General features: G+C 41.7%; 12 protein-coding genes and 2 pseudogenes. 10 read left to right on the top strand and 4 right to left on the bottom strand.

All coding sequences use genetic code 11. From position 1 onward, the window contains the following. Window positions 1–19: 19 nt before the first annotated feature. Entirely contained in the window at window positions 20–1,417 is a 1,398-nt protein-coding gene (locus tag sps_RS07360) for a tryptophanase (RefSeq protein WP_077751944.1), read from the bottom strand. 453 nt (window positions 1,418–1,870) lie between these two features. Beyond that, the gene (locus tag sps_RS07355; protein ID WP_077751943.1) at window positions 1,871–2,506 is read right to left on the bottom strand and encodes a DUF938 domain-containing protein; all 636 of its coding nucleotides are present in this window, start codon (window positions 2,504–2,506) and stop codon (window positions 1,871–1,873) included. Window positions 2,507–2,701: 195 nt separating this feature from the next. On the opposite strand from sps_RS07355, the gene sps_RS07350 reads away from it, so the two are divergent. The 5 genes from sps_RS07350 to sps_RS07330 all read left to right on the top strand — a co-directional run bounded on the left by sps_RS07350 (window position 2,702) and on the right by sps_RS07330 (window position 6,145). Continuing rightward, complete coding sequence (locus sps_RS07350; protein WP_077751942.1) at window positions 2,702–3,199, top strand: GNAT family N-acetyltransferase; 498 nt, start codon at window positions 2,702–2,704, stop codon at window positions 3,197–3,199. Window positions 3,200–3,371: 172 nt separating this feature from the next. Further along, a complete protein-coding gene (locus sps_RS07345) occupies window positions 3,372–4,301 on the top strand; it encodes a PhzF family phenazine biosynthesis protein (protein ID WP_077751941.1) in 930 nt (309 codons plus the stop codon). A 60-nt stretch (window positions 4,302–4,361) separates the two neighbouring features. Continuing rightward, window positions 4,362–4,769 (top strand): GFA family protein, encoded by a 408-nt coding sequence (locus tag sps_RS07340; protein WP_077751940.1) that lies wholly within the window; start codon window positions 4,362–4,364, stop codon window positions 4,767–4,769. Between the two features lie 22 nt (window positions 4,770–4,791). After that, on the top strand, window positions 4,792–5,109 hold the full coding sequence (locus sps_RS07335) for a hypothetical protein (protein ID WP_077751939.1): 318 nt from the start codon (window positions 4,792–4,794) through the stop codon (window positions 5,107–5,109). Window positions 5,110–5,314: 205 nt separating this feature from the next. Further along, complete coding sequence (locus sps_RS07330) at window positions 5,315–6,145, top strand: 2',3'-cyclic-nucleotide 2'-phosphodiesterase (protein WP_077755584.1); 831 nt, start codon at window positions 5,315–5,317, stop codon at window positions 6,143–6,145. Between the two features lie 839 nt (window positions 6,146–6,984). Here sps_RS07330 and sps_RS07320 read toward each other — a convergent pair. After that, the gene (locus sps_RS07320; protein ID WP_077751937.1) at window positions 6,985–7,893 is read right to left on the bottom strand and encodes a S1 family peptidase; all 909 of its coding nucleotides are present in this window, start codon (window positions 7,891–7,893) and stop codon (window positions 6,985–6,987) included. Window positions 7,894–8,050: 157 nt separating this feature from the next. Between sps_RS07320 and sps_RS29215 the strand changes: the two are divergent. Then, window positions 8,051–8,456: pseudogene (locus tag sps_RS29215) on the top strand (IS3 family transposase); the annotation flags it as partial. Window positions 8,457–8,659: 203 nt separating this feature from the next. Here the strand turns inward: sps_RS29215 and sps_RS07310 are convergent. Next, window positions 8,660–10,738: pseudogene (locus sps_RS07310) on the bottom strand (bifunctional 2',3'-cyclic-nucleotide 2'-phosphodiesterase/3'-nucleotidase). A 1,405-nt stretch (window positions 10,739–12,143) separates the two neighbouring features. Between sps_RS07310 and sps_RS28055 the strand changes: the two are divergent. From sps_RS28055 to sps_RS07295, 4 genes are all read left to right on the top strand, one after another. Then, window positions 12,144–12,362 (top strand): hypothetical protein, encoded by a 219-nt coding sequence (locus sps_RS28055; RefSeq protein ID WP_149027237.1) that lies wholly within the window; start codon window positions 12,144–12,146, stop codon window positions 12,360–12,362. A 332-nt stretch (window positions 12,363–12,694) separates the two neighbouring features. Then, window positions 12,695–12,826, top strand: coding sequence for a hypothetical protein (locus tag sps_RS29065; protein WP_257788643.1), 132 nt, complete (start codon window positions 12,695–12,697; stop codon window positions 12,824–12,826). 96 nt (window positions 12,827–12,922) lie between these two features. Further along, window positions 12,923–14,059, top strand: coding sequence for a hypothetical protein (locus sps_RS07305; protein ID WP_077751935.1), 1,137 nt, complete (start codon window positions 12,923–12,925; stop codon window positions 14,057–14,059). Between the two features lie 491 nt (window positions 14,060–14,550). Then, the gene (locus sps_RS07295; RefSeq protein ID WP_077751933.1) at window positions 14,551–15,003 is read left to right on the top strand and encodes a phage tail protein; all 453 of its coding nucleotides are present in this window, start codon (window positions 14,551–14,553) and stop codon (window positions 15,001–15,003) included. The last annotated feature ends 16 nt before the right edge of the window (window positions 15,004–15,019 follow it).

Here is a 15,019-nt window from a genome sequence, read left to right as displayed (position 1 = left end):
TGGATGGTCTTGATAATATTTAAACTGGGGTGAATTGTGCGAGGAAGTGCCTCAGAACAGGGGGCTCTACAGTAAATGTATAGCCTGGGATTTCTGATTTTTTCTCCATGACATTAATGAACGCATTGACCACATAGTCTATATGCTCATTGGTGTAGACGCGTCTGGGGATTGCGAGTCTGAGAAGCTCTGTTGGTGACTCTTTTTGCTTCCCGGTTTCTGGATCTCTTCCAAGTAGTAAGGAGCCGATTTCAGCGCTGCGGATCCCTCCTTCCAGATAGAGGGCAATCGCGAGCGCGTGCCCTGGAAATTGATGAGGGGGAATGTGGGGCAGGAAGGCTTTGGCATCAATAAATACGGCATGGCCTCCACTGGGGCTTTGAACGGGAATACCCACTTCAGCTAGCCTTTCACTGAGTAAAGATACCTGGCTTATTCGCGCCGTGAGGTAGGAGTAATCCATCGCTTCATAGAGTCCTACCGCCATGGCTTCCATGTCTCTGCCTGCTAATCCACCATAAGTGGCAAACCCTTCCATAGGAATACAAAGTACTTGAGTTTGCTGATAGAGATCGATCCTATTTTTAAAGCAGCATAACCCGCCAATGTTAACCATGGCGTCCTTTTTGGCTGACATGGTAAACATGTCTCCATAGTGGAACATGGTTTTAACTATCTCATTGATATCAACGTTAAAATAATCAGGGTCACGCTCTTTGATAAACCATGCATTTTCTGCAAAGCGTGCAGCATCGATAACCACTGGAATATTGTTTAATTTGGCAATAGCATACACTTCAGCCATATTATCCATAGACACGGGTTGTCCACCCATACTATTGCAAGTGACTGTCATGATGATGGCCGCGATGTTTTCGGCGCCATAATGTTCAATATTTGTCTGCAATAAATCGACATCAAAATTACCTTTCCAGCGGTGAAAAGTACTGGCGTTATAGGCATCTTCAATGACGACATTGACCGCTTTTGCGCCATTTAGTTCAACATGGGCTGCGGTGGTGTCAAAGTGATAGTTAGAGATAAATACCGGTTCTTTTCCACCTCGTTTCTCTTTCATTTCTTTGATTAAAACCGGGAAAAGTATTTGTTCGGCGCCTCGTCCCTGGTGCGTTGGTATCGTATATTGATAGTCAAAAATATCTGTCACTGCAGCTTCTAATGCATAATAGCTCGAACTGCCAGCGTAGGATTCATCTCCGCGCATGATGGCTGCCCATTGCTGGTTGCTCATGGCTCCTGTGCCTGAGTCGGTCAATAGGTCAATAAAGACTTGTTCACTTTTTAACAGGAAAGGATTAAAGCCTACATCAGTCAAAGCTTGAAAACGCTCCTTTTCTGAGAGTAGGTGAATAGGCTCAACAGCCTTAATTTTATAAGGTTGGGGTAAATTAAACATAGCATTAGTTCTCTAATTCAATTAAATGATTTCAAAAGTAGCTTTAAAAGTTAGTTTGAAAATTAGTTTTAAAAGTTAGAGAGAGTGCGAGCTGACAAAGTTAAGTTTTATTTTTGGATCTTGAGTGAACCAACAGAAAAGAATAGCTGAGGAGATGGGAATAAATACATTTAAATCTTGAGGAGTGAATAATGGTGAATTGAGTATTGTCATCTTATCCTCTCAAAATTATTAACGTGGTCATTAATTATACATATTGTAACATTTAAGTAAAGAAAATAGTTTTTTTTAACGCTTTGATTTTAAAGGGTTTTATTTTTATTTTTATTTTTTGAAATTATTTCAGCTCATCGAAGTGAAAAAATGCTCGTTTTGTATTTTAAATTTAATGAGCGTTACCTTTAATATAAACAACAAAATTACCTCTATAAATAATCCAGAGGTAAGCATTAGTCAGTTAAGTTTTTTGAAATTCAGTAAACGGTTATTGGCTGGCATTTCATGATCTTCTATTAATCTCAGCCCTTGAGTTTCGGCCAGTTCAGCTATCCATTCAATATCACGAATAGCGCTTCTATTATCTTGCTGTGCTAACCAGACATCAAATCTGGCATTGCTGTCGCTGGTGTAATTGCCATTGTAATTAAATGGACCATAAATACATAAGCTGCCGCCTGTGCGTAGGTGTTTACCCACGCCAATAAAAAAGGCTTCTACCATCTCTTTTGCCATTATATGCAAGGTATTGGCAGTAAAAATACCGTCTATTTCTTTTTGTAGCTCTCCCAGTGGCCAAGTCTGAGTGACATCTAGTATTAACGGGCTTTGGATATTGTCGATGGGATCTGTGTGTTGAGCGCCTTGGGAACGTACGAACTCAAGTTGAGCCTCAATGCCGTCGAGATAGCAGGCTTGATCGCTGGTTTGCCATGTCAGGTGGGGTAGTGCTGGTGCGAAATGCACGGCGTGCTGAGCCGTTCCGGTGCCGATTTCTAATATCAAACTTGATGATGAAAAGACTTGGCTGATGACTTCGAGTATTGGGGCCTTGTTATTTTCGCATGCTTGAGAAAAGGGCAATAAAGACATAGATATAAACCTTAAATAAACAGAGTATTTAGTTACAACTAATTCATAGATAAATGAAATGTAAACGGAGAAATTGCTTACTTAGCCATGAGAGAATACTGTATCTTGGAAGCTTAGTTTCGCAAACACATTTGTGTCAGAGATTTATGTTTTGGCATTAACTTGAGATGCACAAATAGCTCAAAGGAATTAAAGATGAAGCTTTTCAGTGTTGACAGATACCAGGTACAGCAGTTGATGACCTGGTTTAGCCATGAGGCAGCTCTTAAAAATTGGGCTGGGCCCAATTTTAGGTACCCTTTCACTGACACAAGCTTTACCGAAGATCTGAAGTTAGATGATTTAATCTCATATTCTCTAATCACCAATGAGGGGGAGTTAGCCGGGTTTGGCCAGTGTTACCGCCGCAATGATAAGTGTCATCTGGGCCGGTTGGTTATCGCGCCTGCTTTTCGTGGTAAAAAATGCTTGTCAGGAAGGTTTGTAAATCAAAAGGTCAGCCATGTTTTAATCGCCTTGTTGAGTGAGTCTGGCTATCAACATTTAGGGATAGAAAATAGACCTGGCAACTTATCCTTGTTTGTCTTAAGCCATAACTTACCCGCATTAAACCTTTATCTACATCTTGGCTTCGTAGAAGCTCAATATCCAGAGCCTATTGGCTTGGATGATTGCCTCTATCTGGTTAAATAAAGAGGGATAGCATGCCTGAATATTTTGCAAGAGTCCCATGAACAGTGCTTTATCGCGAACTCTGTTAAAACTGAAGTGATCACTCAAATCGTGCCTACATGACAGGTGTTCATTGAATGTTATACGTAAAGTTAAACCAATTGGTATTAAACCATAAAATGGAAACTAATCGATGAAGTCTTATTCCTATTATATTTGTGATGTGTTTACTGATAAGCGATTTGGTGGCAACCAATTAGCCGTACTGCCGGATGCACAAGGATTAACCCCTAAGCAGATGCAGCAAATAGCCCGTGAGTTTAATTTTCCTGAGAGCACCTTCGTGTTTCCAGCCGAGCATGGAAACACCAGAAAGGTGCGAATTTTTACTCCGTCTATTGAAGTCCCTTTTGCTGGACATCCAAATGTGGGCACCGCATTTTTATTGGCTAAAACGGGTCAGCTCATTTCCCAAGATAGAAAACAAGTATTGCAAACTATCATCTTCGAAGAGAAAGCTGGGCTAGTGCCCATTTCCATAACAGAAAGTACCGATGGCGGTATTTTCTGTGAACTTAATGCGCCAGAGATGCTTTCCTTGGGACTGAGTATCCATGCACCTCTCGTTGCCGAGGCGTTGTCGCTCAATAGTGATGATATCTGCCTTAGCACCCATCAGCCCATTGTGGCCTCGGTGGGGTTGCCATTTCTCATGGTTGAGCTGATGAGCTTAGATGCGTTATCAAGGGCGAGAACTAAGCTGGACGCTTTCGAGAAGATACAAGCCCTAGGTGTGACCCCTGATATCCATCTCTATGTAAAACGAGATGAAGCGTCAAAAGGAGAGAAACTGTTTGATATTCAGGCTCGGATGTTTGCCCCTTTCGATGGTGTACCGGAAGATCCGGCTACCGGTAGTGCCAACTGTGCATTAGCCGGATTGCTAGCGCATCATTCACATTTACAGGACGGTATGTTGGAATGGACCATAGCGCAAGGCGTTGAGATGGATCGTCCTAGTATGCTTAAAGCCCGGGCGCTAAAGCAAACTGGCCGGGTTAGTGATACCTGGATCGGTGGTAATAGTGTGCTGGTGAGTAAAGGCGAGCTATATCTGGACTGAAATCAATATTAGTGACTTAATTTTACATTTTACAATAGTTCGAAAAGAAAAGGAGAGAGAATGTATCAGGGAAAATGCCTATGTGGCGAAGTTGAAGTGACAGTTGAAGGTGACATCTCAGACATTATTCATTGCCATTGCTCCTTGTGTCGTAAAAACAGCGGCACGGCCTATGCCACTAATGGTTTCGTCAATAGTGCCGATTTCAGCATAATTAGGGGTCTGGATAAATTGAGTCAATTTAGTTTTAAACCTGGTCGAACGCGTCATTTTTGCAAGCAGTGTGGCTCTCCTGTGTTTAGCTCTAATAGCGATGATAAGAGTCGAATTAGGCTACGTTTGGGAATTCTCGATTCGGATATTTTAGAGCGGCCCATTTCCCATAACTTTGTATCATCGAAAGCGAATTGGGAACTGCTAGACGCTGAGTTACCTAGGTACGATAGTTTCGAGCCTGGACGAAAATGATAAAAGGGGACTTGAAAGGTAAATGACAGACCTTGATAGAGACGAGCTTATTGCCCAAAGTTGGAAAATGCACAGTCTTGTTGAACAAGCTTATCTTGATAATCCTGCAGTGCAGGGGGATGAAGCATGGCTTAATAAACAGAGACTTTTACTCGCTGATATGGCGCTGCACCTGTTACAAACGTCCCTGAGCACTGGGGATGTTGATGGGGAGTTGGCTAAGCCCTTAGATAAAGAAAAACTCAGGAATAACTTGTTTTCTATCATGACGATAAGTGAACAATTTATTCCTGATGTTGGGCTCAAAGAGGCGAAAGAGAAAATATATTCGATAATCTAAACCTTAAGTATGAATAAGTGGAAAAGTTCGCATTAATGAGAATTACTGGTTTTTACTGCTATAGTTTTAGTGACGGGTAATTGATCAGTTGTAAGTTTACGTTCCAGGATGGGAGCGGTGAATGATCAAAGCTGACAGCATTCTATGAGCTAAGTTGATGGATCTTGCATCGGAAAGCTCACGCAGTCATATACAGGGAAGTAGCATGATAAAATACCGATCCCCAAGCCAGAAAAGCCAATATGTTATTTGGTCTGTCACCTTCGCCATATTCATTTTTACTACCTTCTGGTCGGTATTATTTGTGGAATACTTTGACCCTGACTCCTATCTGTGGAAACAGTTAGATCAAGCTGCATTTGTAGATAGTTATTCGGCAGCAGAAGGAGTACTAGAGCACTTTTTAAATGCCGTGTTATTCAGCGCATTTGTCAGCGTAATAGCCTATTTTGTGTTAAAGCATCTGTGTGTCAGAGTCTCTCAAGGAAGCCTACCTGAAGGGTTTTATACACAAAGTTCCTGGTTAGATGTTGATGATAAATACTTAGTGTTAATACAAGCAGATGAGTTGGTTTTTTTTGAATTTGAACGCCGAGTTGCTAAACGGCTACAAATTGAATATCAACATAGTGCATCAGTAGATGAACTTATTGCACTAGCCGACCCCAAAAAAGTGCGGCGTATTCCCTTCGATGAGATATCTGAATTGGTGAGTGATCACAATTCAGATATTTTCTATGTTAAGCACAAAGGTCAGCGTCATAGAGTCGTATTCATCAACCAGACGGTTAAAGCCCATGCATTGGAGCTGGTTCAGCTGTTATTGCCTGAAGAGTTAGAATACCACAGGAACGAACGAACCAGATTTAAGGCGGCACTTCCGGTTCTGGCGATATTCATCAGCTTAGGTATGTTTGCTATGGTGATCGATATGGTTCTCATTCGATACCTCTTTAGCTTAACGGCCTTGCTGATTGCCATGCCTAAACTCTTTTCCTGCTATTTAGATCCTAAGGTGACTGAAATCTGGCGATAGTAAATAATTAGAAAGTAAATCGAAAATGCTCCAATTGTTAATTAATATTCGTCCCAGAAAGTTGTTACAGTATTTGAATCCTTATGAAATCTTAATTGGTAAGAGTGTGAAGCTTATCCCTGACTATGGTTGAATAAAAGATGATTTCAAGGGGGCTGCCTCCGATTACTACAATTTATAGGCAAAAATCACAGAATTTTTTCGTAAAAAAGCTCATGTTACACGTCCCATAGGAATATGTACCATTTATACAGCTTGTTATAATGTGCAATGGGTTTTTTCCCGTTTCTTGAGGATGGAACAAGAATAAAAATATAAATTGTATGAAAAAAAGAATAATTAATGACTGCTTCCGTCTCATTATTTTTATTGTGAAACAAATAAAAAAATTCAACAAAGCTAATGGGAAAATAATAACTGGAAATATAGCTAAGCCTGCCATTCCTACCGCTGGCATCATTTTTAGAAGTAGAATTTCGATAAGACCAACATTTAATACCATCATCAATGAAATAAGCCATCGACTCTTTGTATCTGTTAATTTATGTTTAAACATTTTAGCTAGTGTGAGTAGATTAATTTTTAATGAGATAGTAGCCAGATCCACTTAGGTAAGCAAGGTTTGTTTCATTTCACATTACGCCCGTTGGTCATAATTTCTCATTGCCATGTTAAGCCACATGTAGACTATACCGAACAAAGCAACTCTTTACATAAAGCGTGTTTTGTAAAGAGTTGTTGCGGGATTACTGTCCGCAGTGTGAAATGCAATAGCTGTATATCTTAAGCTGATTCTTGATACTTCAAAAGTCCGTAATCATTTTATTAAGCCACAAGCATCATTGATTGTTAGTAACAGTCTCTTCTATCCACTCTACTAGAGAGCTCGTCATTGTCAGTCGTGTATACTCCTCGGATTCCCAAATACAGCTATTATTGTGGCAGTGTTCAGGATCATCATATATACGAACTCCACCTTGAACAATACCAGCGACTTCTAGTTGATTGGTTTGACTATTACGAATATAAGCTGGTCCACCAGAATCAGTCATACCACTACGTTGGGCAATACCCTCTTGACCAATACATAGGCTATGTTCTGGTTTATATATGTCCTCACTACCCTCAACTTCTGAAATACAATGGTCATCTTCCGTTACTAAAGTGTCGAATTTTCTTAACTTTGTTTCAGGATGGCCATCTCCATTTTCAGTAAGGCCCAGCCCAACAAGTGTTACACTTTCACCAATCGGCTTTTCCGTAGGGTAAATTGGGGATATTTCAGCCCCATGTGTTGTAGCTTTATCGGAAAGTTTAAGTAATGCGGCATCCCAATCTCCTCCATATTTCATTGTCGGATCATTAGGGTGAATAAAAAAATCATCAATTTTTATGTTTGCCTCAAAACTTCCATTATTACGTAGTGAAACTCCTACTTCACCTAGAGGTTTGAATATAGCGCTGTCCCCTGAGGCATCAAAACCAGATTTACAATGAGCAGCTGTTAAAACCCAATTGTCCGCAATTAATACACCACCGCAGACATTCTCTTCTTTATCTGTGTCCTTCCTTATAACCCTTATTGAAACATAGGAAGGATACAGAGCTGCATTAGCAATATGACCTCCTATGATTCTATTTTTATGACTAATCATATTTAAGTTATCATTGAGTAAATTATCAGTGGGATGTGCCATGACTGAAAAAGTTATCGAGCAAGTAGAGAGTAGGAATAGAAGTTTTTTCATTTTTGTCTTCACTCTTAGTTAGGTTACAAAAAAATTTGATAGTTTTAAAAAGGTATTAGGTAGAATCTATTATTGAGGGTTTTACAGCTTAACATCAAAAAATATACTTATTTTCTAAATAATATATAAACAGTTACAGGTGGCAGAGAAAATATAAAAATGTATGATCGTAAGCTTAGTTGAGCGGGAATTACAACTGATACTAACGCTGCGTAAGCTAGCAAGAGATGTCATGTTTCATAGTGACAGAAGCTTACAATACACCTGTTAGCAGTTTCAAAGCAGTTTCAAAGCAGTTGAGGAAGCATGGGATAGTTGCTTCGATAGTTGCTTCTATAAGTTGTGTAGGAGCCTGTTTGGGTAACGCTGTTGTTGAACGTTTCTTTGAAAGTTTGAAGCATGAATGGCTGTTAAAATTGGTTCATTTAACACGAGAATTGATAAAGCTAGATGTTGAAGAATATATCCGGTATTACGACCACTCATGGCTGCATACTATGCTCGGGGATTTAACACCTATCAGCTTTGAAAAATTACAAAGTAAGGTGTCCGGTTGGACTTGACCTGAATCATTTCAGCTGGAGTACCTCGTCAGTTTAAATAGTTCTATGACATGGCGGAAAGCCTGATTTTATAGCCCCGGCGAACGCGGTCTTTTTCTAGAACGGTCAAGCGTAGCCAGAGAGGTATGCCAGAATTAAAAAATGCCAGTAAGCTTAACTTACCAGCATTAACCTTAGGGAGCCTTTACTGTCAATTATAGAAATTACTTAGCGACAGGATCTGATGTTAAATCAATTTGATAAACCGCGAAACCAAGTTCATCGACATCTACTTTTGTCATAGTGCGCTGTTTAGTTTCATTGATGAAAGTCGCTGCTTTCTCCGTGTCTTGAGTCTAGAAACGAACATCTAATGCTGTAGCGGTATCAAGCGTCTTAAAGCTCCAGTTATGGTCGGCTTCTGTCTTGACCACCCCATGCTCTGCAGTTTGAGCGGTAATGTACTGAGCCAGCACATCCCGGTTTTCATCAGGCAGTTCTAGTACCACATGGTCAGGACCGGTTCCAGCAAACTTACCACCGAAAGCACGGTAGTTATTGGTGGCGACAATAAATTCCATCGCGGCTAGTTCTTCGCCGGTATGAACAAGGCCTTGTTCATCTTCAAAGCTAAGACCTGTGATGCGTTCTGCCGTTTCATTGCCTTCGATAACGGCACAGTCATTATCAAATTTTGATGGCTCAGACACATCAATTTGATAAGTCACGCCATCAATCACATCGAAATTATAGGTTCTGTGGGTATCCCAGTTGATCAGGTTTTGCGGCGCTGTAGAGCTGATATCAATCTGATTGAATTGATTGGCACTACACTCTAACCAGTCTTTTAGCTCGGCACCATTAAGTTTTACCGCAACCATAGTATTTGGATAAAGGTAAAGGTCGGCGGCGTTCTTGTAGGTTAGCTCGCCTTTATCGACTTGCACGTACTGATCGGCATCACTTGGGACCTCATGGCGTCCGCCGGCTTTAAATGGCGCCGCAGCGGAAAGCACTGGAATGTCTTTCAATGCCGGGATACTCGCTATCTGCTGCTTAACCTTATTGAGCTGCGCATCTGAGACTATCTGAACACTCGGATCATCTTGTACTAAGGTCAGGAAGCTATACATGTTCGCCGAGCCAACACCGATAGGTTGGTCAACAAACTCCAGTGTACCTAGATGCTCCTGTTCAACCGCATCACGGATAGATTGATCGGCTTCAACGTAGGCATTGTCGCCATTGTCATCGGTCCAGGCAATCGGTCTGGCTTCAGACTGAGAGCCCATCACTGACCACTTGCCTTCTTTAAGCTCAAGTTTTAGATCGATAACGCCTAAGTTATCGCCCCAACGTCCGGGCATTACCGCTGCAACACCGTTGATGGTTCCTTTGTCGATATCGATATTCTCGATACCGCCAAAATTTTCGCTGGGGAAGACTGAATGGCTGTGGCCGAACACGATGGCGTCGATTCCATCAACCAGACTTAATGCGTAGGTGGCATTTTCTGCTTCGATTTCGCCTGGGTTTTCAGGAGAGCCTATGCCAGAGTGTGGAATGGCGATAATCACATCTGCGCCTTCAGCTTTCATCTGAGGAACAAATTTCTCTGCGGTTTTTATGATGTCATCGGCTCTGACTTTGCCTTCAAGATGTTGCTTATCCCACTGTAATACTTGAGGTGGTACAAAACCTATGTAACCTATCTTGATGGTATGTTTGTTGCCATTGATATCGACAACCTCTTTCTCTTGAATAAGGTATGGGGTAAATAGGTTATCGCCGCGTTGCAGCTCGTTCCAGCAATCATATGCGTCACAATAAATGTTGGCATTAATATAGGGGAAGTTGGCGCCTGAGATGGCTTGCTCTAAGAAGTCTAGGCCGTAGTTAAACTCGTGATTACCGATATTACCAACGACGTAATCTAATGTATTCATCGCCTTATAGGCTGGGTGTGTTTCACCTGCAGCAATGCCTAAGTCTTTCTTAAACTGGTCGGCAACATAATCACCCATAGGGCTACCTTGAAGAAGGTCACCGTTATCGACGAGCACGAAATTTTCGCTCTCATTTCCTGCAGCTGTAATAAGCGAGGCTGTTCGGGCGAGTCCAATGGTCTTGTCTTCCTGACCACTGTAGTAGTTAAAGTCCATGATATTGGTGTGAAGGTCGCTTGTTTCTAGGATGCGAAGATCAACCTGCGCGGAAGTGATCATGTCATCATCTGAGTTACTACAAGCGGCTAATCCAAGTGTCGATGCGATAACCACTGCTAACGTTTTTTTATTAAACATATCCATCATTCTCATTTTATTTAAGACCCCGAGACAGACTCACTAAATGAGATTTGTCCCATGTGACCAAGGTGATACTTCTTGTGATATCACTGAAGGCGTGAAGGGGATTATATGCTGGATAAGTTTCAAAAATGTGATTTAGAGTAAGGGTTTAACCCTTTATATGAGATCTAGATGTCGTTTGGTTGAAATTTAACCTCAAGTGTATCAGCCACTTGATACCTTAGTGGCTGACAGGTGAAAATAACATGGCAGACACATGACCTTACGGCCAAATAAGTCCAGCGATCATTAGTCCATAAAGGTTACTTGTATACCTATATGCTCCCGGTTAGCTCTTTTATAGATATGCCTAGGGAGCTGACAGCTGACTAGCTCTAGGTGTGTCATTAACTTGCCTACCTGTTAACGGCTTCGCGGTGTACTTTTAATCATCACTACTTTGGCAAGGCTTCTCACACCCGCAGAGCTGATATTCGGTCTACGAGCTTCCCGAGCCCAGACTTTTAGCTTTATTTTCTCTGGTCTGTACGAAGAGTACTTCTGAAGATTAAAGATGTAGCAGAACCTTCTAGTACTTAGTTTCATCCTTTTGTATTTATTATTTGAATGCTTTTCTTAGCGGTTTATCTCTCTTTAGCGGTTTATTTCTTAATTTGGGTTGTTTTAGTGATTGCTCTAGTGATTGATAGAGGGACATTATTCACGCGAACGTCGTTAACTTGAATAGTGAGATTAGGGATGTAAAACTAAATTAAGTCTCGTTAATTCAGTGCGTTGTTGTTATCTTTTGTCGTTTCGCCCTTTCATTACGTTATTTTTTGTGCATATTTTAATGGTGGCCTAGAGGGATATTAGGAGATTAATTTTACCAAGTAATCATGGGTAAATAAATTTATCACTTTACTTATGTCGCTCGATGGTTGTTTCAACTTGTTGGTTTTTATTGTTATTTGTGTTTGGTTCGCTATTTTGACTACTAGTCATTCTTGAGTGTTTTTTATTTTTTCAATAAAAGGGGTTGCTAAATTACCGTTTAGCATTATAATTCTCGCATCTAGTGTTTCTTAGTTCTTTACTGGTAATTGTTGTTGGTGTGTTGATGTCAGTTTTTATTGTGCATCGTGACCAAGTTCAAGAGGTTAATTGCCATTATCAGTTCAGTTTAGCTAGCGTCATTAGAGTTATTTTTTGGCTACTTTTATAAAAATGTAGCAGGCCAAGTAGTGCCGCGTTCTTTACCAGACTAGAACCTGTGATCTTGCTGTGCAGTAATAACGGCAAGAAATCTAAGCAAGCTATGGCACTAAGTGGCCATTGTTTGCTTAGTACGAATTTTTTTAAATGATAAGCACACTTGTTTGTTGTGCTTATTTTTAAATGAATTTACACATGAGGTTGTATGTCCGATATAAAAAAAGTGCGTCAAGGCGAGCAGAACGTGTTAGTTAGCTATAAGCGTGGGGGGCATTTCCATTCAGATACTCGTCTTTGTTCTCAATCGCAAACCAAGAATCCAAAATTAAGCAAACAAGACAAGCTTAATCCTCACTCACTCTCTCGTGTCGAGTGGGCGATTAGGGGGTTTGTCGGGGGCAACAGGGGAAGCGGGGTCGTGTAGCTCAAGTAAGCCTGACAGCACATAGCGTAATTACTGGTTGGATTAATCACCCTTATTCACTCCTTTGAGCTTAAATATCACATTAAGGTTAAAGTCCAATTTTGACTTTAACTTCTACTTCTTACCTAGTGTAAAAAGCTGGGGCAAGACATTGCTATACCGCTAACCATTAGGTTTAGCGCTTTTCTGTTTATAACTTTCACTGTTGATGACTTTGCTGGCAATCGAGGCGGATTTGAGCCTTGCTGACGCATTATTGCTGTGGATTTTCATCGAAAGAATCTTCAATGGGTTATATCAATCTTTTATTACTGTTAACTAAGGAGACTTTTATGTCTACTACAGCTGCCGAGGATATTGCCGCAGAATATCCGGTCCCGACTTGTTATGTCTTTGGGGGCATAAAAGAGTGCTGTTGGCCCGCGGCTCAAAAACTCGGTAGCTCTTTAACGCGAAAAGTTTAGCAGTACTCAATGACAATTGCATAAAAGCTTAATAACGCTTTTGTGCAAGCTAAAAATCACTGATTTGTATAATAAAGCGACAGGATAACAACTATCATGACAAAGCCTATCACCAGTAAAATCAAATCTGCAGCGAACCCAAGTTCAGATTTAGCAGGAAGCCTAAAAACAGCGTTCGCGGCCGGACAGGTCCCAACTGAAATGAATTTCAATGAACTCATCAACATGGCAGATAAAGGATACCTCGCCATGGGAGAGCAGGGGAATGGGCCCGGTATTGGCTTAGACCTGGAGGCGACCTCCGGCGCACTCCAATTAAAGCGTGATGACAATGTCCTCAACGCTCTGGAGGTGGAAGCCGGCGGGGTTGGCCTCAACGTAGAGAAACTTGCTGGCGCTGGCTTGAAGCATGTCGAGGCTAACAGTCAAACTCAAGTCGCTGCCCACATCCAACTCGAACGCTTGGAGGATTCCCGCAACGCTCTGGAGGTGGAAGCCGGCGGGGTTGCCGTCAACGTACAGACACTTGCTGGCACTGGCTTGGCGGCTGTCGAGGGTACGGATGCATCGCACGGCGGTGCTAACATCAAAATCAACAACTGGGAGGATACCCGCAACGCTCTGGAGGTGAATGATTACGGGGTTGCCGTCAACGTAGAGAAACTTGCTGGCACTGGCTTGGCGGCTGTCGAGGGTACGGATGCAGCTAGCATCAAAATCAACCGCTGGGAGGATACCCGCAACGCTCTGGATGTGAATACTGGCGGGGTTGGCCTCAACGTAGAGAAACTTGCTGGCACTGGCTTGAAGCATGTAGCGGCTAGCGGCTCAGTCCCTGCCCGCATAGGCATTAATGAAGAATGGGTTAATTCCCGTGTTTTAGAGTCGTTTCGTGAGAGTAATATAAGGACCGGAATAGCATATGTTTATCATTCTAACAATCTTCCGAAACCGTTGTACACAGTGAGAGCTTACCGTCTTCCGCATTCGAATTTCTCCAGATGGGTAGTCATAGTAGAGGGTTTAAAGGGATATGCTCTCGCAAATGATTGGACGGCGTTGTCAGCGGTGGACGTATACGGTATAGGATTTGGGGTACATGGAGGTTCATGGGTGTATAAGCAGAACTATGGTGAATTACAATTCAATGACCCCGAAGGTAACCTTGGGAGAGGACCTGTGAAGATCGGGGTTAGGACTAAAAATGGTGTGTGGTACGCGGATCTGTCTTGAATTTTTGTGCGGAAGATTTAAGAGAGCTGGGCATTCGCTCGGTGCTCGATCCGAGGCTTTGTTGAAATGTAAAGTCATCGGGTCTTTTGATGTTTTTAGGTCGTTATGTAGCTTTTCTTTCACTTGGGGAGCTAAATTATTTTTTATAGCATAAGGCTGATATGAGTCGATTCAATTTTTGGCTTTAAGGCTGCCAGCTCCTTTAAACTTAACTATCTCTTTAAGTTTAAAGTCCACTTTTGACTTTTGACTTTTGACTTTTGACTTTAGCTTCTGCTTTTTACCTAGTGTAAAAATCTGGCGGCAAGTCATTGTGATACCGCTAACCATTCGGTTTAGCGCTTTTCTGTTTATAACTTTCACTGCTGATAACTTTGCTGACAATCGAGGCGGATTTGTGTCTTGTTGACGCATTATCCCTGTGGATTCTCATCGAAAGAACCTTCAAAGGGTTATATCAATTTTTTATTACTGTTAACTAAGGAGACTTTATGTCTACTACAACTGCCGACACTATTGCCGCAGAATATCCGATCCCAACTTATCGTTTTGTCGTGTCTTTGGGGGATGAAAAAGTGTCTTTTAAATCGGTCTCCGGTTTGGATATTAAATACGAGTCAATTGAATATAAAGACGGCACCGGCGGTATTTTTCGCATGCCGGGTCAACTGCAAGTGAGCAATATCACTCTGTCTAAAGGCGTATTTAAGGGAAAAAATGCCTTGCATGACTGGTTGAGCACTATCAGTCTGAATGCGGTTGAAAAACGTGACCTGATGATCAGTTTGACGGATGAAACCGGTAGCGAGTTGCTGGCTTCCTGGAGCGTGGTTAATGCTTTCCCTACAGGCCTGACCGCGCCTTCTTTTGATGCCACAAGTAATGACATCGCGGTACAGGAAATTTCCCTGACTGCTGATCGCGTTACTTTTATCGCTCACTAATTTTAATTAAGGATTT

Origin of the sequence: Shewanella psychrophila (assembly GCF_002005305.1) — a bacterium.
Classification (GTDB): Bacteria; Pseudomonadota; Gammaproteobacteria; order Enterobacterales; family Shewanellaceae; genus Shewanella; species Shewanella psychrophila.
Note: the sequence above shows the minus strand (reverse complement) of the source record. Positions and strands in the feature narration are given on the sequence as shown.

Excerpts from the sequence above, each read along its gene's own strand:
- sps_RS07305 (WP_077751935.1), top strand. The coding sequence starts at position 12,923 with ATGACAAAGCCTATCACCAGTAAAATCAAATCTGCAGCGAACCCAAGT.
- sps_RS07330 (WP_077755584.1), top strand. The coding sequence starts at position 5,315 with ATGATAAAATACCGATCCCCAAGCCAGAAAAGCCAATATGTTATTTGG.
- sps_RS29065 (WP_257788643.1), top strand. The coding sequence starts at position 12,695 with ATGTCTACTACAGCTGCCGAGGATATTGCCGCAGAATATCCGGTCCCG.
- sps_RS07335 (WP_077751939.1), top strand. The coding sequence starts at position 4,792 with ATGACAGACCTTGATAGAGACGAGCTTATTGCCCAAAGTTGGAAAATG.
- sps_RS07350 (WP_077751942.1), top strand. The coding sequence starts at position 2,702 with ATGAAGCTTTTCAGTGTTGACAGATACCAGGTACAGCAGTTGATGACC.
- sps_RS07360 (WP_077751944.1), bottom strand. The coding sequence starts at position 1,417 with ATGTTTAATTTACCCCAACCTTATAAAATTAAGGCTGTTGAGCCTATT.
- sps_RS07345 (WP_077751941.1), top strand. The coding sequence starts at position 3,372 with ATGAAGTCTTATTCCTATTATATTTGTGATGTGTTTACTGATAAGCGA.
- sps_RS07340 (WP_077751940.1), top strand. The coding sequence starts at position 4,362 with ATGTATCAGGGAAAATGCCTATGTGGCGAAGTTGAAGTGACAGTTGAA.
- sps_RS07320 (WP_077751937.1), bottom strand. The coding sequence starts at position 7,893 with ATGAAAAAACTTCTATTCCTACTCTCTACTTGCTCGATAACTTTTTCA.
- sps_RS07295 (WP_077751933.1), top strand. The coding sequence starts at position 14,551 with ATGTCTACTACAACTGCCGACACTATTGCCGCAGAATATCCGATCCCA.
- sps_RS28055 (WP_149027237.1), top strand. The coding sequence starts at position 12,144 with ATGTCCGATATAAAAAAAGTGCGTCAAGGCGAGCAGAACGTGTTAGTT.
- sps_RS07355 (WP_077751943.1), bottom strand. The coding sequence starts at position 2,506 with ATGTCTTTATTGCCCTTTTCTCAAGCATGCGAAAATAACAAGGCCCCA.